This window comes from Streptomyces sp. NPDC024698 (genome assembly GCF_055559015.1).
Genome location: NZ_JBVHLK010000007.1, coordinates 196,581 through 215,463, shown reverse-complemented (window position 1 = coordinate 215,463; position 18,883 = coordinate 196,581). Strand labels below are relative to the sequence as shown.

Here is an 18,883-nt window from a genome sequence, read left to right as displayed (position 1 = left end):
CGCCGATACGGCCGCGTCACGCGGGTGAAACAGCGCCTCCCTAATTTCTGTCACCCGACAGGAATCCCGATCGCCCTTCGCGCCGAAGGCAGGTGCCGCCGTGACCACCACCGCCCCCTCCGACGTACGTCCCGATCCGCCCGCGTCCCCGGACGACCGCTCCCTCACCGAGTTCGGCTACCGCCAGGAGCTGCACCGCAGCCTCGGCCGGTACGCCTCGTTCGCCGCCGGGTTCTCCTTCATCTCCGTGCTCACCACGGTCTTCCAGTTCTTCGCCTTCGGGTACGCGTTCGGCGGCCCGGTCTTCTTCTGGACCTGGCCGGCCGTGTTCGCCGGCCAGCTCGCGGTCGCCGCGTGCTTCGCGGAACTCGCCGCGCGCTATCCGATCTCCGGCGCGATCTACCAGTGGTCCTCACGGCTGTCGACCCCCTCCTTCGGCTGGTTCGCCGGCTGGATCATGGTGATCGGACAGATCGTGGTGGTCGCGGCGGCCGCGCTCGCCCTCCAGATGGTGCTCCCCGCGATCTGGTCGGGCTTCCAGCTGATCGGCGACGACCCGGCCCCCACCAGCGCCGACGGCGCGGCCAACGCGGCCGTCCTGGGCGTCGTGCTGCTCGTCCTGACCACCGTGGTCAACCTGCTGGACAACCGCGTGATGTCCGCGGTCAACCGGATCGGCGTCACCGCCGAGATCATCGGCGCGGTCCTGATCGCCGTGCTGCTGTTCACCCACTCCGAGCGCTCCCCCGGCATCACCTTCCACACCGGCCCGGGCGGAGGCACCGGCCTGTTCGGGGCGCTGATGGTGGGTTCGTTCATGGCCGCGTACGTGATGATCGGCTTCGACAGCGCCGGGGAGATGAGCGAGGAGACCCATCACCCGAGGCGCACCGCGCCCCGGACGATCCTCACCGCGCTCGGCGCCGCGGGCCTGCTCGGTGGGCTGATCGTGCTCGGCGGTCTGCTCGCGGCCCCGAGCCTGACCGACGGCCGGCTCGGCGTCGACGGACTGAGTTACGTGCTGACGAGCAGCCTCGGCGACGGGGTGGGCCGGGCACTGCTCGCCGATGTGGTGGTGGCCGTCGCGGTGGCGACCCTGGCGATCCAGACCGCCGCGAGCCGCATGCTCTTCTCGATGGCCCGCGACGGCCGGCTCCCGTTCTCCGGACGGCTCGCGAAGGTCGACCCGAGGACCGGCATGCCGGGCGCTCCCGCGCTGGTCGTCGGTGTCCTCGCGGCGGCCCTGCTGCTGCTGAACTTCGCCTCCCCGGACGCGTTCCTGGCCATCGGGACCACCTGCATCGTGATGCTGTACCTCGCGTACGCGATGGTCACCGGGCCGCTGCTGGTGCGCAGGCTGCGCGGACGGTTCGCCGCGGAGGGCACCGACGAGAACGGCGCCCCGCTCTTCTCCCTCGGCCGCTGGGGCGTCCCCGTCAACGCGCTGGCCCTCGCCTACGGCCTGTTCATGACCGTCAACCTGGCCTGGCCGCGGGCGGCGGTGTACGACCCCGCGGGCGGGCACTGGTACTTCCGCTGGTTCACCCTGCTGTTCCTCGCCGTGACGCTGGTGACGGGCGCGGCGTACCGGGTGTTCACGGCGCGGGCAGCGCGGGGGCGGACGTCCGAGGCGGCCGAGGCCTCGTACGCTTGACCGCGTGAGACGCAAGCCCCGGATTCCGCCCGCTCCCCTCCCGCAGCGCCACGGGGTCGACCCCGTACGGATCAGGCTGCCGCGCGAGGGGAGCTGGGCCACCGCCCGGGCCTATCTGGTGGACCGGCTCGCGGCGGGCGACGGAGTCGTCGACGCGATGATCGGCGAAGGTCTTGTCGTCCGCGAGGACGGCCGGCCCCTCACCGCCGAAGCCGCGTACGCGCCGGGCATGTTCCTGTGGTTCCACCGCGAACTGCCCGACGAGGAGCCGGTGCCGTTCCCGCTGGACGTGGTGTACCGGGACGATCACATCGTCGTGGCCGACAAGCCGCACTTCCTGGCCACCACACCGCGCGGCAGTCATGTCGCCGAGACGGCCCTGGCCCGGCTGCGCCGGGATCTCGGCCTGCCGGACCTGGGCGCGGCGCACCGGCTCGACCGGCTGACCGCCGGGCTCGTGCTGTTCACCGTACGGCCCGGGGAACGCGGCGCGTACCAGTCGCTGTTCCGTGACCGGCTGATCGGCAAGGAGTACGAGGCCCTGGCGCCGTACGAGCCCGGTCTGTCCCTGCCGCGCACGGTCAGCAGCCGCATCCTCAAGGAGCGCGGGGTGATGGCCGCGCGGGAGGTGGCGGGCGAGCCGAACGCGGTCACGGGGGTCGAACTGGCCGAGCGCCGGGACGGTCTCGGGCGCTACCGGCTGACGCCCAGGACCGGGCAGACCCATCAGCTCCGGGTGCACATGAGCGCGCTGGGCGTGCCCATCCTGGGTGATCCGCTGTACCCGGTGGTGACCGGGCCCGTCCCGGCCGGTGACTTCCGGCGTCCGCTGCAACTGCTGGCGCGGACGCTGGAGTTCACCGATCCGGTGACCGGCCTGGCCCACCGGTTCGTCAGCGGGCGGACGCTGGAGGCGTGGACCTCGTACGACTCCTGGTCGGTCCGCGGCGCCGGGGATCAGTAGCCGCGCCACCAGCGCAGCAGGCGCTGCCATGCGCTCGGCCCGCGGACGGGTTCGGGGGCGACGGCGGGGGCGGGTCCTGGGGTGGCCGGCTGCGGGGCGGGCGTGGCCGGTGCCCTGCCTTCGGTGGTCACCTGCCAGTGGGACCGCTGAGCGGGCAGGGCGCGTACGGACGGTTTCTGGGTGACCTCCTGCGTCGGCTTGGGCTCGAACCGCACGGGCAGATCGACGAGGTGGCGCGAGGACATGGTGCTGCGCCAGCGCAGATCGCTCTCGTCGCAGTCGAGTTCGACGTCCGGCAGCCGCAACAGCAGGGCGTCGACGCCGACATCGGCGATGGCACGGCCGATGTCCTGTCCCGGGCACTCGTGCGGGCCGCCGCCGAAGGCGAGGTGGGAGCGGTTGCCCTGCATGCTCGCGGCCAGGTCGGGGCGGATGCGCGGGTCGACGTTGCCGGGCGCGATCCCGAACAGCAGTCCGTCGCCCTTGCGGATGCGCCGGCCGCCCAGTTCCGTCTCCTGCTTGGCGAAGTAGCCGAGGACGGCGCTGAACGGCGGCTCGTTCCACAGCGACTGCTCGACCGCCTCGGGCACGGTCATCTGCCCGCCGTTGAGCTGGGCACGGAAGCGCGGGTCGGTGAGCAGCATGCGCAGCACGTTGGCGATGAGGTTGGCGGTGGCTTCGTAGGCGGCGAGCAGGACGAGCCGCAGGTGCTGGGCCACCTCGTCGTCGGTGAGCCGGGCCGGGTGGTTGATGAGGTGGCTGGTGAAGTCGTCCTCGGGCTCGGCCCGGCGCCGCAGGGTGTGCTGGGTCAGCACGCTCATGACGTACTCGTTGCTGGCGATGGCGGTGTCGGTGCCCTTGAGCAGATCGCGGGTGGCCTGCACCATGCGGTCGTTGTAGTCCTCGGGCATGCCGATGATCTCGCAGAGCACGGACATCGGCAGATGCTCGGCGAACTGGCCGACCAGATCAGCCTCGCCGAGCGGGCAGAACGCGTTGACCAGCCGCTGGGTGGCGCGGTTGATGTAGCGCCGCAGACTGCGGAAGTCGATGGTGGACATGGCGCCGGTGACCGCGCCGCGCAGCCTGAGGTGCTCGTCGCCCTCGGCGTGGGAGCAGATGGGCTGCCAGGCGATGTGGGGGGCGAGCGGATGGTCGGCTCCGGCCGTGCCGTCCTGGACGGCGGTCCACAGCCGGCTGTCGCGCGCGTAGTGCGCGGGGGTGCTGACCACGTGCAGGTTCTCGGCGTGGCCGAGGACCACCCAGATCGGTACGTCGTTGTGCAGCAACACCGGTGCGACGGCGCCGTGTTCGGCCCGCAGCTTCTCGTACAGCGCGCCCAGGTCCTCCGCCTCGGGCCCGTACAGGCGGCGCAGTCCGCCCGGGCCCACACCGGGTCCCATGGCGTGGGCGGGGCAGCCGGGCGGGGGGCCGAACGCGGGGTCTTCCGTACCTGCGGGGGAATGGGATTCGGTCGTCACAATGATCGCTCCGAAGCTCAAATACGTTCTGTGTATGGGTAGTTGGCGTACGGATGCTGTCTTCACCGTACGGTGTTCAGCGGTGCGCCGACGTCATCGCCAGGGAATGCAGGAACCGCATCAGGGTCATCAGGGTGTCGCGGCTCGACGCCCTGCGGCGGGCGTCGCACCGCACGATCGGGATCTCCTCGGCGAGGTCGAGCGCGGCCCGCAGATCCTCGACCGGGTACCGGGGCGCGTCGGGGAAGTCGTTTATCGCGACGACGAACGGAACGCCTCGCTCCTCCAGGCGTCCGATCACGTCGAAGCTGACTTCCAGACGGCGGGTGTCGATCAGGACGACCGCGCCGAGCGCGCCCTCGAACAGGCCGTTCCACAGGAACCAGAAACGCTCCTGGCCGGGGGTGCCGAACAGATAGAGCACCAGCTGGTCCGTGATGGAGATCCGGCCGAAGTCCATGGCCACGGTGGTGGCCGTCTTGGTCTCGGACCCGTAGTTGTCGTCGATCCCGATGCCGGCCTGGGTCATGGTCTCCTCGGTCGTCAGCGGCTTGATCTCGCTGACGGCGCCCACCATGGTCGTCTTGCCGACGCCGAAGCCGCCCACGATCACGATCTTCACGGCCGCCTGGGCGGTGTGCGGGAGGTGGTCCTCGGCACGAGGGCCCGTGATGGTGTCAGAGCTTTTGAAGTCCATGCATCACCGCTTCGAGGAGGGAACGGTCGGGGAGCGCCTGACGGACGATCGGGGCGCGCGCCCTCACCAGTTCTGCCGCCAGCAGCTCGGTGAGCAGGACGGTCACCACGCTGAACGGCAGATGGAGATAGGCCGAGATCTCGGCCACGGACAGGGGGGTCCTGCACAGCCTCAGCAGCGCCGACTGTTCCGGCGGGGTGGCGGGCGGCGGCGTGGCGTCACCGGCCACGACCAGCGTCACGAGGTCGACCTCGGCCCTGTCACCGCCGTCGCCGCCGCCCGTGAGCACGTACAGGCGCTCCGGGTTCTTCGGTTTGCCCTGGCCGTCCTCCCCCGCGGAGCCTTCCGGGTCCGCGCGGGGGGACGGCGGCGCGGGAGGTTCCGGGGGCCGCTCCCTGGGTTGGCGCCGTCGGCGTTGCGGAGGAGTCATACGGTCTGCCCGTTGCGGCGGGGCGGACTCGTGAGATGGGCGCCGATCCGTACGACGAGGTCGCGCATGCGGTTGCTCATCAGCCCGGGTTCCGCGGTCTGGTTGGCGAGCACGGCCAGGTAGGCGTTGGGGCCGGCCGACATCAGGTAGAAGTAGCCGCCGTCGATCTCGATGATGACCATGCGCATCCGGCCGTCGCTGCGGGGGATCTCCCCCGCGACGGCTCCCGCGAGGCTCTGGAGGCCCGCACAGGCGGCGGCGACGCGGTCGGCCGCGTCGGGGTCGCCGCCGTAGCGGGCGATGCGCAGCCCGTCGGCGGAGAGCACCACGATCTGCTGGATACCCGGCACTCCGTCGGCGAGTTCCTTGAGCATCCAGTCGAAGTTGGCTCGCTGCTGGATCACTTGAGGTCCCCCTCGTCGTCGCCCTCGGCCGGGGCCGGCTGGTTGTCCGTGCTGAATGCGGTCGGGTCCGGGTCGCCCTTGAGTCCGTTCATGAACGCCTCGACCCACAGCCCGGGTTCGGGCTCCTTCTCCTGCGGCTCGGGGTCGGGATGCCACGGGGAGGCAGCGCCCCCGGCCTCGGCGGCCTCCTGTTCGGCGCGGGCCTCGGCGTACCGCTGACTGAGCGGGACCTTCATGCGGCTGCGGCGCTGCGGAAGACCGCCGGGCGTCCATTCCGTGACGACCGGGACGTCGTCGTCGAGGGGGTCGCCGCCCGGCGAGGGGATGCGGGGTCCGGCGGTGGGCTTGCGCTTCTTGGGCTTGCGCGCCGGGCCCTCGACACCGCCGTTGTCGATGCCGGCCACGGAGCTGGCGCCGACACCGTGCGCGAGGCCGGGGGCGAAGTCGGTGGTGAGCATGTTCCGCGGTGCGACGAGGACGGCGCGGACACCGCCGTACGCGGACTGCCGCAGCGAGATCTGCATGCTGTACATCTCGGCGAGTCGTCCGACGACGGCCATGCCGAGCCGGGGTGCCTGGCCCATGGTGTTCGGGTCGACGCCGGCCGCGGCCAGCCGCAGCAGCTCCTCGATCTTGCCGCGGGCCTCGTCGCTGAGGCTGACCCCGCCGTCCTCGATCTCGATGGCGATGCCGGTCTGCACCTCGATCGCGGTGACGTGCACCTTGGTGTGCGGCGGCGAGTAGCGGGTGGCGTTGTCGAGGAGTTCGGCCAGGGCGTGGATGAGCGGTTCCACGGAGACACCGTTGACGGCGATGTCGACGATGTTGTGCAGCTCGATGCGGCGGTACTCCAGGATGCGGGACATCGCGCCGCGCAGCACGCTGAACAGCGGTACGGGTTCGGGCCACTGGCGTCCGGGACGGCCGCCGCCGAGCACGGCGATGGAGTCGGCGAGCCGGCCGATCAGCGCGGTGCCGTGGTCGATGCGCAGCAGGTCGTCGAAGACCTCGGGGTTGCGCCCGTGGTCCTCCTCCATCTCGCGCAGTTCGTTGTTCTGCTGGTGGACGATGGCCTGGACGCGCCGGGCGATGTTGACGAAGGAGCGCTGGGCGGCGTCACGCATCGACTCCTCAGTGTCGATGATCTTGATCAGCTTCTTCAGCAAGTCCTTCTGGGACTTGGGGAGCTCGTCCAGGCCCGGGTCGTCACGGCCCAGGGTGCGCATGACCTCCGAGGGGGAGCCGCCCTCGTGCAGCCGGTCGATCGCGTACGGCAGGATCTCGCGGGTGAAGCGCACGATCTCCTGATCGTGCCCGGCGAGACGCTGCTCCAGGGAGGCGGTGCGGCGCGCGAAGTCGGCGCGCAGGTCACGGATGACGCGACCGCGGCGGACGGCTTCGCCGCCGATCGCGATGACCAGCAGGGTGGCGAAGCCGCCGCACAGGGCCACCGCGCCCCGGGCGGGCTCCGTCACGACGGCGACGGCCGCGCCGGTCGCCACCGCCATCAGTACGGCCGGCAGCAACAGCACGCGCGCGTAGGGAAGTTCACTGTCACCGGGAGGCGATTGAACACTCACCATGTATGCCCTCTGAGACAAATCGGCTGGGGGGTGGGGGAATTTTGTGGGGGAATTCGACACGGATCGGTATGGGTCAAACCAGATCTTCGGAACTTTTGGGAACAAGCGCACGAATACATCTCAACTCGGTGCGCTGCGGGCGAGCTTAGTCCGACCGGATCAACGCTGTGTCATATTCAGCAAGCACCTGAAACCGCCCATAAGACTGGAGTACCCTCAGCCCCATTTACACGCTGCGCCCTCGTTCGCACACGGTGCGTGATGACGTACGGGCGCGCGACATCCCTGGCGGTGAGGGCTCAGACTCCGGCGACGCGCAGCGCCGCGTCCGCGGCGGCCTCGGCGAAGGCCGGGACCGGGCGCTGCGGATCGGAACGGCTCACCAGGATGACGCCCTCGATCAGCCCGAACAGCAGATCCGTCCGCAGATCGAGCTCACTCTTGGCGAGCACGCCACCGGGCGCCGTGGCGGCGAGCAACTGACGGTAGGTGTCCTTGAGTTCGGCCCGCACCGCGTGAAAGCCGGCGAAGCGTTCGGTGCGCACCTCGGGCAGCAGATACAGGACGCCGAGGTTGTGCGGTCCTCCGCAGAGCACCTCGACGTCGGCGCGGCACAGCTCCCAGAGCCGCCGCTGCGCGGGGGCCGTGTCATCGGCGAGGAGTTCACGCGCGTACGCCAGGGAGGGGGTGACCGTGGACTCCAGGAGCTCGGCGAGCAGCTCCTCCTTGCCGGTGACGTAGTGGTACATGGACGCCTGGCGCATCCCGGCCCGCTCGGCGACGGCCCGGGTGGTGGTGGCCGCGTACCCCCGTGTCGTGAACAACTCGGCGGCCGCGTCGAGCAGTTCGGCGCGTGGCGTCAGTCCGCTGTCCGGCCGCTGCGCGGCCCGAGGCCTGCCGACCCGCCGCCCGCCACCCGTTCCCATGCGTTCGATCCTCGCACATACGGCACGCCCGGACGGGGCGGCACGGCCCGCGCCGGCCCCGCGCCCCGCGTGAGGGACAGGTAACCCCGCGGCAACACACGGGACACGGCGGCGACCCACCCCGCGCCTAATTTCTGTCGCGCGACAGAAATTACCCAGGAGCCGGAGGACCCGCGATGGCGACAGCGACCACCCACGGAGCACGCGAGCACGCCCGTGCCCAGCAGGGAACCCGCGCCGAGACCATGCCCGTGGTCCCCGCGGCCGACTGGCAGGACCCGCCGCGCGAGGCGGGCCCGCTCGTCTGGGCCGAGACCGTGGCGGGCGGGAACTACACGCACAAGGTGCTGGCCCGGGGCACCGAACTGCGCCTGACCGACCTCGCCGGCGACGCCTGCGCGCACCTTCTGCTGTACGTCGCCGACCGGCCGTGGGAACGCCTGAACGTCGCCGACACCGTCAAGGTCCAGTGGAACGCCTACCTCGGCACGGGACGGCTGCTCCTCTCCGACCAGGGCCGGGTGCTCGCCTCGGTGGTCACCGACACCTCCGGACGCCACGACGCCCTGTGCGGCACCTCCACCCTCGTACGCAACACCGGGCGCTACGGCGACGGAACCCCGCAGTCCGCGTCCCCCGCCGGCCGGGAGCTGTTCAAGCTGGCCGCCGCCAAGAACGGGCTCGGGCCCCGCGATCTGCCGCCCTCGCTCTCCTTCTTCCAGGGCGTGGAGATCACCGAGGACGGCGCGCCGCGCTTCACCGGCTCGGCCGGACCCGGCGCCCACGTCACCCTGCGCGCCGAGCAGGACCTCACCGTCCTGATCGCCAACGTCCCCCACCCGGCCGACCCGCGCCCGGAGTACATCAGCACCCCGCTGGAGGTACTGGCCTGGCGCGCGCGGCCGACCGCGGCCGGCGACCCGCTGTGGGAGGCCACGCCCGAAGGCCGCCGTGCCTTCCTCAACACCGCCGAATTCCTTGCCACGAGGGGGCTCGCATGACCCACGTCACCGTCCCGGCCCGGGCCGCCTGGTCCGCCGTCGTCCGCGCGGGTCGGACGCTCACCGTCACCGACCTGCACGGCAACCAGGCCGTCGACTTCCTGGTGTACGACGCGGCGGACACCGCCGTCCGCTACAGCGCCCCCGACACGATCCAGGCCCAGGAGAACATCTTCCTGACCACGGGCAGCGTGCTGATGTCCAACGAGCACACCCCGCTGATGACGGTCGTCGAGGACGAGGTCGGGCGCCACGACACGGTCGGCGGCGCCTGCTCCAAGGAGTCCAACACCCTGCGCTACGGTCACCACACCTGGTCCCAGCACGCCTGCGTGGACAACTTCCTCGCCGAGGGCGCCCGTCACGGCCTGGGCAAACGCGATCTCGTGTCGAACATCAACTGGTACATGAACGTGCCGGTCGAGAAGGACGGCACCCTCGGCATCGTCGACGGCATCTCCGCCCCGGGCCTGAGACTGACCCTGCGCGCCGAACGCGACGTGATCGTGCTGGTCTCCAACTGCCCCCAGATCAACAACCCGTGCAACGGCTTCGAGCCGACGGCGGTCGCCATGACGATCGGGGACTCCGCATGAGCTTCGACACCCTTCTGGTCGCCAACCGCGGCGAGATCGCCGTCCGGATCATCCGCACCGCCCGCGAACTGGGCCTGCGCACCGTCGCCGTGTACTCCGACGCCGACCGCGCCGCACCCCACGTCCGGCTCGCCGACGAGGCCGTACGGCTCGGCCCGGCCCCCGCCAAGGAGTCCTACCTCGACGCCGACCTCGTCCTGAAGGCGGCCAAGGACACCGGAGCCGGGGCCGTCCACCCCGGATACGGCTTCCTGTCCGAGGACGCGGCCTTCGCCCGGCGCTGCGAGGACGCCGGGATCGTCTTCGTCGGGCCGACACCGGATCAGCTGGAGCTGTTCGGCGCCAAGCACACGGCCAGAGCGGCGGCCCAGGCCGCAGGGGTGCCGCTGGCACCGGGCACGGGGCTGCTCCCCGGCCTGCCCGAGGCCCTGGAGGCGGCCGGCCGCATCGGCTATCCCGTCATGCTCAAGGCCACCGGCGGTGGCGGCGGCATCGGCATGTCGGCCTGCCGGTCCGCCGCCGAACTGACCGACGCCTGGGACCGGGTGCAACGCGTCGCCGCGGCCTCCTTCTCCTCGGCCGGGGTCTTCCTGGAACGCCTGGTCGAGCACGCCCGCCATGTCGAGGTACAGGTCTTCGGCGACGGCCGGGGCCGGGTCGTCACCTTCGGTGACCGCGACTGCTCGCTCCAGCGCCGCAACCAGAAGGTCCTCGAAGAGGCGCCCGCACCCGGCCTCCCCTCCCTCGTACGCAAACAACTCGCCTCCGCAGCACGCGACTTGTGCGCCTCGGTGGGGTACCGCTCGGCCGGGACCGTCGAGTTCGTCTACGACGCCGCCCGCGAGGAGGCCTACTTCCTGGAGGTCAACACCCGCCTCCAGGTGGAACACCCGGTCACCGAGGAGATCTACGGCGTCGACCTGGTCGCCTGGATGCTGCGCCTGGCCCGGGGCGAGTCCGAGGTCGTCCGGGATCCGGGGACACCCCGGGGCCACGCCGTCGAGGCACGCGTCTACGCCGAGGACCCCTCGCGCGAACACCGGCCCAGCGCGGGCCTGTTGACCCGGGTCGAGTTCCCCGCCGGGGTCCGCGTCGACGGCTGGGTCGAGACGGGCACCGAGGTGACCACCTCGTACGACCCGATGCTCGCGAAGGTCGTCGCGTACGGGACGGACCGGGCCGAGGCCCTGGAGCGTCTGGACACGGCACTGGCCGCGACCCGGGTCGACGGGATCGAGACCAACCTCGGGCTGGTGCGGGCCGCGCTCGCCGAACCCTCCTTCCGGCGGGCGGCGCACTCCACCGCCACCCTGGCCGCGGTGAGCGATCCCACCCCTCGGGTCGAGGTCGTGTCCGGCGGCACGCTCACCACCGTGCAGGACTGGCCGGGACGCAGGGGCTACTGGCAGGTCGGGGTCCCGCCGTGCGGCCCGATGGACGACCTCTCGTTCCGGCTCGGCAACCGCGCGCTCGGCAACCCCGAGGGCGCGCCCGGACTCGAATGCACCCTCCAGGGACCGGCGTTGAGGTTCAGCCACGCCACGACGGTCTGTGTCACCGGCGCCCCCGCGCCCATCACCGTGGACGGGTCCGCCGTCGCCCAGTGGGAGCCGGTGACCGTCCCGGCCGGGGCGGTGTTCGAGGTCGGGGCACCTTCCGGGCACGGTCTGCGCACCTACGTCCTGTTCGCGGGCGGCGGCCTGGACGTGCCCGCCTTCCTCGGCAGCGCCGCCACCTTCACCCTCGGCCGGTTCGGCGGCCACGGCGGCCGGGCCCTGCGCACCGGTGACGTCCTGCACGGCGGCACGGCCACGGCGTCCGGGGCACCCGTGCCTCCCGCGGAACGCCCCGCCTTCACCGCCGCGTGGCGCGTCGGCGCGCTCGAAGGACCGCACGCGGCACCGGAGTTCTTCACCGAGGAGGACATCCACGACTTCTACGCCGCCGACTGGAAGGTCCACTTCAACTCGGCCCGCACCGGAGTGCGGCTCGTCGGGCCCAAGCCCCGCTGGGCCCGCGCCGACGGCGGCGAGGCCGGCCTGCACCCCTCCAACATCCACGACACCCCGTACTCGGTCGGCGCCGTCGACTACACCGGTGACATGCCGGTGCTCCTCGGCCCGGACGGCCCCTCCCTCGGCGGCTTCGTCTGCCCGGCGACGGTCGTCAGCACCGAACGCTGGAAGCTCGGCCAGCTCCGCCCGGGCGACACCGTGCGCTTCGCGCCCCTGGCCGACGACGGTTCGGCGCGGGCCGCGATCGTCGACGGCGGGATCCTCGCCCGGGACGGCGATGTCACCTACCGCCGCAGCGGCGACGACAACCTGCTGGTCGAGTTCGGGCCCATGCAACTGGACCTCGCCCTGCGCATGCGCGTCCACGCCCTGATGGAGGCGGTGACGGCCGCGGACCTCGACGGCGTCACCGACCTGACCCCGGGCATCCGCTCGCTCCAGATCCAGGCCGACCCGGGCCGGCTCCCCCAGCGCGCACTCCTGGACGCCGTACGGCACACGGTCCGCGCCCTGCCCCCCGGCGACCAGCTCGTCGTCCCCTCCCGCACCGTCCATCTCCCGCTGTCCTGGGACGACCCGGCCACCCGCGAGGCCATCGCCCGCTACATCGCCGGTGTCCGCGACGACGCCCCCTGGTGCCCGTGGAACATCGAGTTCATCCGCCGCGTCAACGGCCTGGACTCGGTGGACGACGTGTACCGCACGGTCTTCGACGCCGAGTACCTGGTCCTCGGCCTCGGCGACGTCTATCTGGGCGCGCCGGTCGCCACTCCGCTCGACCCGCGCCACCGCCTGGTCACCACGAAGTACAACCCGGCCCGCACCTGGACCGCGGAGAACTCGGTCGGCATCGGCGGCGCCTACCTCTGCGTCTACGGCATGGAGGGCCCCGGCGGCTACCAGTTCGTCGGCCGTACGACCCAGGTGTGGTCCCCCTGGCAGCAGCGCGGCGCGTTCGAACCGGGCTCGCCCTGGCTGCTGCGCTTCTTCGACCGGATCAAGTGGTACCCGGTGGAGGCGGACGAACTCCTGGAGCTGCGGGCCGACATCATCTCCGGCCGCTTCGTGCCCCGCGTCGAGGAGGGCACCTTCTCGCTCGCCGCGTACGAGACCTTCCTCGCCGAGAACGCCGGTTCCGTCGCGGAGTTCCGGTCCCGGCAGGGCGACGCGTTCTCCGCCGAACGGGACGCCTGGGAGGCGGCGGGCGAGTTCGCCCGGGCCGAGGCGGCGGCCGTCCCGCCGGCCCCGGCCGTCGAGGTGCGGGTCCCGGAGGGCGGCCGGCTCGTGGAGGCCGAGTTCGCCGCCTCGGTGTGGCAGCTGAACGTGGCACCGGGCGACCAGGTCACCGCGGGGCAGCCGTTGCTCGCCCTGGAGGCGATGAAGATGGAGTCGCGTGTCCCCGCCCCGATCGACGGCGTGGTCCGGCAGATCCTCACCCGGCCGGGCGACCAGGTGGAGGCGGGCACGGCCCTGCTCGTCCTCGCGCCCCTGGAACCGTCGGCATCCTGACCCCACGCCCCGCCCCGGCCGCCCACCTCCACGGCCTGCACCCCAGCCCCCGTACGACCTCCGTCCCGAGGAGTCCGATGTCCGCCCTCACCCGAGTCCGCGCCGCGTACGCCCGTATCGAGGCCGTGGACCGCCCCGAGATCTGGATCGGCCTGCGCCCCCGGGCCGAGGCCGAGGCCGAGGCCCGCGCCCTGGACGAGCGGGTCGCCGCCGGCGAGCGTCTTCCGCTCGCCGGCCGGCTCCTGGCCGTGAAGGGCAACATCGACGTGGCCGGCCTGCCCACCACCGCCGGCTGCCCGGACTACGCGTACACCCCGCGGGCCGACGCCCCCGCGGTCGCCCGGCTCCGCGCGGCCGGAGCCCTCGTGCTCGGCACCGCCAACCTCGACCAGTTCGCCACCGGCCTGGTCGGCACCCGCTCCCCCTACGGCGCCGTCAGGAACGCCCTGGACCCCGAACGGATCAGCGGCGGCTCCAGCTCGGGATCGGCAGTGGCCGTCGCCCTCGGCATCGCCGACCTCGCCCTCGGCACGGACACCGCGGGCTCCGGCCGCGTGCCCGCAGCGTTCAACGGCATCGTCGGCCTCAAGCCGACCCGCGGCCTGGTGCCGGCCACCGGCGTCGTCCCGGCCTGCGCCTCCCTGGACTGCGTCACCGTGTTCGCCCGCACCCTCCCGGAGGCCGAACAGGCCCTCGCCCACCTCGCGTCCCCCTCCGCGCGCGAACTGCCGCCCCTGGCACAGCGAGCACCGGGACCCTGGCGCGTGGCCGTCCCGCCGACGGCACAGCTCGGCGAACTGGACGAGGGCTGGGCCGAGGCCTACGAGGCGGCGGTGGACCGGCTCGTCGCGGCGGGGGCCGAGGTGCGCACCCTCGACCTCACCCCGTTCACCGAGGCCGCCGCGATGCTCTACGAGGGCGCGTTCGTCGCCGAGCGCTACACGGCGGTCGGAAGCTTTGTCGACAAACAGACCTCGGAGGGAGGTGCCGGACTCGACCCGGTCGTCGCCGGGATCATCACCCGCGCCCGGGACATCCCGGCCCACCGGCTGTACGTGGACCAGGAGCGGCTGGCCTGTCTGCGCGTCCGGGCGCTGGCCGAACTGGCGGACGCCGACGCGCTGTTCCTGCCCACCACGCCCGGTCATCCCACGCTCGCCCAGGTCGCCGCCGATCCGCTGGGCGCCAACGCCCGGCTCGGCCGCTTCACCAACTCCACGAATCTCTTCGACCTGGCCGCCGTCGCCGTACCGGCCGGGCGGACCCCGGCGGGGCTTCCCTTCGGCGTGATGCTGATCGGACCGGCGTTCACCGACGAACGACTCGCCCGGATCGCCCGTTCCCTGGAGCCCGAAACCCGCCTCGCCGTGGTCGGGGCGCATCTGTCGGGCCAGCCGCTCAACCCCCAGCTGCTCTCGCTTGGCGCCCGCCTCGAACGGACCACCACCACCGCCGCCGTCTACCGCCTGCACGCCCTGGCCACCAGCCCGCCCAAGCCGGGCCTCGTCCATGCCGGCGCGGGCGGCTCGGCGATCGAGGCCGAGGTGTGGAACCTGCCGGCGGACGGCCTCGGACGCCTGCTGGCGGCACTCCCCCGCCCTATGTCCCTGGGCAGCGTCCAACTCGCCGACGGATCGCACGTGCCCGGCTTCCTGTGCGAGCCGGGCGCGGCGGCCGGGGCGCCCGACATCACGTCGTACGGCGGCTGGCGCGCGTACCTCAGCCGCTGAAACAGGTGCGGCCGGTGGTGCGACGGCCCGGCTCCGCGAGGGCCGGGCCACGGTCGGTCAACCTGTCATGGGCCTCAGCCCACCGACGAGTAGGCCACCACTCCGCGCAGCAGGGCGTCGACCGCCTTGCGGGCGTTCTTCGCGACCGTGGACTTCTCACCGCCCGAGACCGGTGCGGCGGCCGCGATCTGGCCGAGGACGTCGATGACCTGCTTGCACCAGCGCACGAAGTCACCGGCGGGCATCTCGGCCTCGCGCAGCACCTCGTCCAGGCCCTTGCCCGAGGCCCACTCGTGGGCGGCCCAGGCGAAGCCGAGGTCCGGCTCGCGCTGGCCCACGCCCTCCGTCTGGCTGATCCGGAAGTCCTCCTCCAGCGCGTCCAGCCGGCCCCAGATGCGCACCATCTCGCCGAGCGCGGCCTTGGCCTTGCCCGACGGCACCTTCGGCGCCATCGCGTCGTCGGCGACCCGGGACTCGTAGACCAACGCCGAGACACAGGCGGCCAGTTCGGCCGGGGAGAGGCCGTCCCAGACACCGGCCCGCAGACATTCGCTGGCCAGCAGGTCGAGTTCGCCGTACAGGCGGGCGAGCCGCTTGCCGTGCTCGGTGACCTCGTCGGCCCGCAGATAGTCCAGCTCGGTCAGCAGGGCCACGATCCGGTCGAAGGTACGGGCGATGGTGTTCGTCCGGCCCTCGATCCGGTGCTCGAGCTGCGAGGTGTCCCGCTTGAGCCGGTGGTAGCGCTCGGCCCAACGGGCGTGGTCCTCGCGGTCGTTGCAGCCGTGGCAGGGGTGTGCGCGGATCTCCGTGCGCAGCCGGGCGATCTCCCGGTCGTCGGCCGCCTCGGCACGGCGCTTGCGGTGCCGGTCCGGCACGATGTGCCCGGCCTTGGTGCGCAGGGCGGAGGCCAGGTCCCGACGGGACTGCGGGGAACGCGGGTTGAAGGACTTGGGGATCCGCATCCGGTCGAGCGCCTCGACCGGCACCGGGAAGTCCATCGAGGCCAGCCGCTTCACCTGGCGCTCCGCGGTCAGCACCAACGGGCGCGGCCCGTCGTGCTGCTCGAAGCCGCGGTGGCCGTTCGAACGGCCGGCCGGCAGCCCGGGGTCCAGGACCAGCGCGAGTCCTGCGTACTTGCCGGTCGGCACATGGATCACGTCACCCGGCTTCAGCCTCTCCAGGGCGACGGCCGCCTCGGCACGGCGTTCCGACATCCCCTGCCGGGCCAACTCGGTCTCGCGGTCCTTCAGTTCGCGGCGCAGCCCCATGTACGCGTCGAAGTCCCCGAGATGGCAGGTCATCGACTCCTTGTAGCCCTCGAGGCCCTCCTCGTTGCGCTGGACCTGACGCGAGATCCCGACGACCGACTTGTCGGCCTGGAACTGCGCGAACGAGGTCTCAAGGAGCTCGCGCGAGCGGTGCCGGCCGAACTGCTCGACCAGGTTCACCGCCATGTTGTACGAGGGCTTGAAGCTGGAGCGCAGCGGATAGGTGCGGGTGCCCGCGAGTCCCGCGAGGTGCTCGGGGCTGAAGCCGCGCTGCCACAGCACGACCGCGTGACCCTCGACGTCGATGCCCCGGCGGCCGGCCCGGCCGGTCAGCTGGGTGTACTCGCCGGGCGTGATGTCGGCGTGCTGCTCGCCGTTCCACTTGACGAGCTTCTCCAGCACCACCGAACGCGCCGGCATGTTGATGCCGAGCGCGAGGGTCTCCGTGGCGAAGACGGCCTTGACGAGGCCGCGGACGAAGAGCTCCTCGACGACCTCCTTGAAGGTGGGCAGCATGCCCGCGTGGTGGGCCGCGATCCCGCGCTCCAGGCCCTCCAGCCACTCGAAGTAGCCGAGGACGTGCAGGTCCTCGTCCGGGATGGAGGCGGTGCGCTCCTCGACGAGTTCCCGCACCCGGGCGCGCGCCGCGTCGTCGTTCAGCCGCAGCCCGGCGTACAGGCACTGCTGGACGGCGGCCTCGCAGGCCGCGCGGCTGAAGATGAACGTGATGGCGGGCAGCAGCCCCTCGGCGTCCAGCCGCTCGATGACCTCGGGCCGGCCGGGCGTCCAGATCCGCGAGCGCTGTCTGCGCTCACGCTCCCGGTCGGCCTCGCGCATCGCGCGGCCCCGTCTGCGGTCCTGGTACGAGGGCCGGCTCGCCTCCATGCGCGCCATGCGCGTGAGGTCGGGGTTGACGGCCCTGCGCTGGCCCTCGCCCTCCTCGAAGAGGTCGTACATCCGCCGTCCGGCGAGCACGTGCTGGAACAGCGGGACGGGCCGGTGCTCGGAGACGATCACCTGGGTGTCGCCGCGCACGGTGTCCAGCCAGTCGCCGAACTCCTCCGCGTTCGACACGGTCGCCGACAGTGACACCAGGGTCACCGACTCGGGGAGATGGATGATCACTTCCTCCCAGACGGCGCCGCGGAAGCGGTCGGAGAGGTAGTGCACCTCGTCCATCACCACATAGCCGAGTCCGAGGAGGGTCTGCGAGCCCGCGTACAGCATGTTCCGCAGGACCTCGGTGGTCATGACGACCACCGGGGCCTCGGAGTTGACGCTGTTGTCGCCGGTGAGCAGACCGACCTTGTCCGCGCCGTAACGGCGGCACAGGTCGGCGTACTTCTGGTTGGAGAGCGCCTTGATCGGCGTGGTGTAGAAGCACTTCTTGCCCTGCTGGAGGGCGAGGTGGACGGCGAACTCGCCGACGATCGTCTTGCCCGAACCGGTGGGCGCGGCCACCAGCACACCCTTGCCCGCCTCGAGCGCCCGACAGGCCTCGATCTGGAAGGGGTCGAGGCCGAAGTCGTACATCTCGCGGAAGGGCGCGAGCGCGGTGGCCTGCTCGGCAGCGCGCCTGCGTGCTGCCGCGTACCGCTCGGCCGGTGAGAGATCCTCTGTCATCGTGCTTTCGAGACTACCGGGAGGCACTGACACAAGGACGATCATTATCCGGATCGGGACCTGTGAAACCCCGGATCCCCGCAGCTCAGGGAAGTGCGACGCGCACGGCTGCCCGAACGCACTCCGCGGTGAGCGGCAACGGGCCGAGCGGCTCGCCGTCCGCGTACCCGGTGACGCCCTCGGCGAGGAGCTCGACCCGGGCCGCCCGGTGCACGCTCACCACGGGATGACCGACGTGCGTGCCCCGGTAGACCCGGGGGAAGATCTTGAGCAGCGTCGCGCGGGAGCACTCCCCGACCACCGTGATGTCGAACAGTCCGTCACCGAGGCTGGCGCCGGGACATATCCTCATGCCGCCGCCGTACGACGATCCGTTGCCGACGGCCACCAGCGTCGCCTCGATGTCCCGGATCTCGCCGTCGTCCAGCGTGATGCGGTACGGGACGGGCTTGAACGCGGCCAGTTCGGCGACCATGGCGACGTCGTACTTGAAGCGGCCGACGGGCAGGCGCATGCGGTTGCCGCGGTCGTTGACCCGGGAGTCGAACCCGGAGGCGAGGACGGTGCCGAACCAGGTGCCGTTCACCCGGCCCAGGTCGACCTCGCGCAGCCGCTCGCCCCTCAGCGCCTCGGCGATCATGCGGCCCGCGGCCGCGGGGTCGCCCACGGGCAGGCCGAGGGCCCGCGCGAAGTCGTTGCCGGTCCCGGCCGCGACCAGTCCGAAGGGCGTACGGGTCCCGGCGACGGCCTGGAGAGCCAGGTTCGCCATGCCGTCCCCGCCGACCGCGACGAGGGCGCCGGTACCGCCGGCGACCGCGCCGCGCGCCCGTGCGAGGGCGTCCGCCGCGTCCTCGCCCTGGACGGTCTCGACGGAGAAGCCCGCGGCGCGCAGAGCGGAAGCGGCCGGCAGCGCCGCTCGGGCGCCCCGGCCGCGGCCCGCGGTGGGGTTGACGATGAGGGTGATCTCGCTGGTCACAGGGTGACCCTACGAGGTCCCGGGCT

14 protein-coding genes are annotated in these 18,883 nt (G+C 72.1%); 6 read left to right on the top strand and 8 right to left on the bottom strand.

The window, feature by feature from the left end:
• The first annotated feature begins 100 nt into the window (after positions 1-100).
• Positions 101-1,654, top strand: coding sequence for an amino acid permease (locus tag ACZ4AA_RS18950; protein ID WP_467602890.1), 1,554 nt, complete (start codon positions 101-103; stop codon positions 1,652-1,654).
• Positions 1,655-1,658: 4 nt separating this feature from the next.
• Complete coding sequence (locus ACZ4AA_RS18945) at positions 1,659-2,618, top strand: RluA family pseudouridine synthase (protein WP_467602887.1); 960 nt, start codon at positions 1,659-1,661, stop codon at positions 2,616-2,618.
• Here ACZ4AA_RS18945 and ACZ4AA_RS18940 read toward each other — a convergent pair.
• From ACZ4AA_RS18940 to ACZ4AA_RS18915, 6 genes are all read right to left on the bottom strand, one after another.
• A complete protein-coding gene (locus tag ACZ4AA_RS18940; protein WP_467602884.1) occupies positions 2,612-4,099 on the bottom strand; it encodes a cytochrome P450 in 1,488 nt (495 codons plus the stop codon). The two genes, ACZ4AA_RS18945 and ACZ4AA_RS18940, sit on opposite strands and share 7 nt — an antisense overlap.
• Before the next feature lie 76 nt (positions 4,100-4,175).
• The gene (locus ACZ4AA_RS18935) at positions 4,176-4,796 is read right to left on the bottom strand and encodes a GTP-binding protein (RefSeq protein WP_467602881.1); all 621 of its coding nucleotides are present in this window, start codon (positions 4,794-4,796) and stop codon (positions 4,176-4,178) included.
• On the bottom strand, positions 4,777-5,226 hold the full coding sequence (locus tag ACZ4AA_RS18930; protein WP_467602878.1) for a DUF742 domain-containing protein: 450 nt from the start codon (positions 5,224-5,226) through the stop codon (positions 4,777-4,779). The genes ACZ4AA_RS18935 and ACZ4AA_RS18930 overlap by 20 nt, the downstream gene beginning before the upstream one ends.
• Positions 5,223-5,630: a roadblock/LC7 domain-containing protein gene (locus ACZ4AA_RS18925; RefSeq protein ID WP_037628413.1), complete on the bottom strand. Its 408-nt coding sequence runs from the start codon at positions 5,628-5,630 to the stop codon at positions 5,223-5,225. The genes ACZ4AA_RS18930 and ACZ4AA_RS18925 overlap by 4 nt, the downstream gene beginning before the upstream one ends.
• Entirely contained in the window at positions 5,627-7,213 is a 1,587-nt protein-coding gene (locus ACZ4AA_RS18920; protein WP_467602875.1) for a sensor histidine kinase, read from the bottom strand. The genes ACZ4AA_RS18925 and ACZ4AA_RS18920 overlap by 4 nt, the downstream gene beginning before the upstream one ends.
• Positions 7,214-7,512: 299 nt before the next feature.
• Entirely contained in the window at positions 7,513-8,139 is a 627-nt protein-coding gene (locus ACZ4AA_RS18915; protein ID WP_467602872.1) for a TetR/AcrR family transcriptional regulator, read from the bottom strand.
• A gap of 176 nt (positions 8,140-8,315) precedes the next feature.
• Between ACZ4AA_RS18915 and ACZ4AA_RS18910 the strand changes: the two genes are divergently transcribed.
• The 4 genes from ACZ4AA_RS18910 to atzF all read left to right on the top strand — a co-directional run bounded on the left by ACZ4AA_RS18910 (position 8,316) and on the right by atzF (position 14,990).
• On the top strand, positions 8,316-9,140 hold the full coding sequence (locus tag ACZ4AA_RS18910) for an urea amidolyase associated protein UAAP1 (RefSeq protein ID WP_467602870.1): 825 nt from the start codon (positions 8,316-8,318) through the stop codon (positions 9,138-9,140).
• Positions 9,137-9,736, top strand: coding sequence for an urea amidolyase associated protein UAAP2 (locus ACZ4AA_RS18905; RefSeq protein ID WP_467602867.1), 600 nt, complete (start codon positions 9,137-9,139; stop codon positions 9,734-9,736). The genes ACZ4AA_RS18910 and ACZ4AA_RS18905 overlap by 4 nt, the downstream gene beginning before the upstream one ends.
• Positions 9,733-13,260 carry a 5-oxoprolinase/urea amidolyase family protein gene (locus ACZ4AA_RS18900; protein WP_467602864.1) on the top strand — a complete coding sequence of 1,176 codons (3,528 nt, stop codon included), beginning with the start codon at positions 9,733-9,735 and terminating at the stop codon, positions 13,258-13,260. The genes ACZ4AA_RS18905 and ACZ4AA_RS18900 overlap by 4 nt, the downstream gene beginning before the upstream one ends.
• Positions 13,261-13,337: 77 nt before the next feature.
• Positions 13,338-14,990, top strand: a complete 1,653-nt coding sequence (gene atzF / locus ACZ4AA_RS18895; RefSeq protein WP_467602862.1) for an allophanate hydrolase — start codon at positions 13,338-13,340, stop codon at positions 14,988-14,990.
• A 74-nt stretch (positions 14,991-15,064) separates the two neighbouring features.
• On the opposite strand, the gene ACZ4AA_RS18890 is transcribed toward atzF, so the two are convergent.
• Positions 15,065-17,926, bottom strand: coding sequence for a DEAD/DEAH box helicase (locus ACZ4AA_RS18890; RefSeq protein ID WP_467602859.1), 2,862 nt, complete (start codon positions 17,924-17,926; stop codon positions 15,065-15,067).
• Positions 17,927-17,966: 40 nt separating this feature from the next.
• Positions 17,967-18,857 carry a diacylglycerol kinase gene (locus tag ACZ4AA_RS18885; protein ID WP_467602857.1) on the bottom strand — a complete coding sequence of 297 codons (891 nt, stop codon included), beginning with the start codon at positions 18,855-18,857 and terminating at the stop codon, positions 17,967-17,969.
• Positions 18,858-18,883 lie beyond the last annotated feature (26 nt).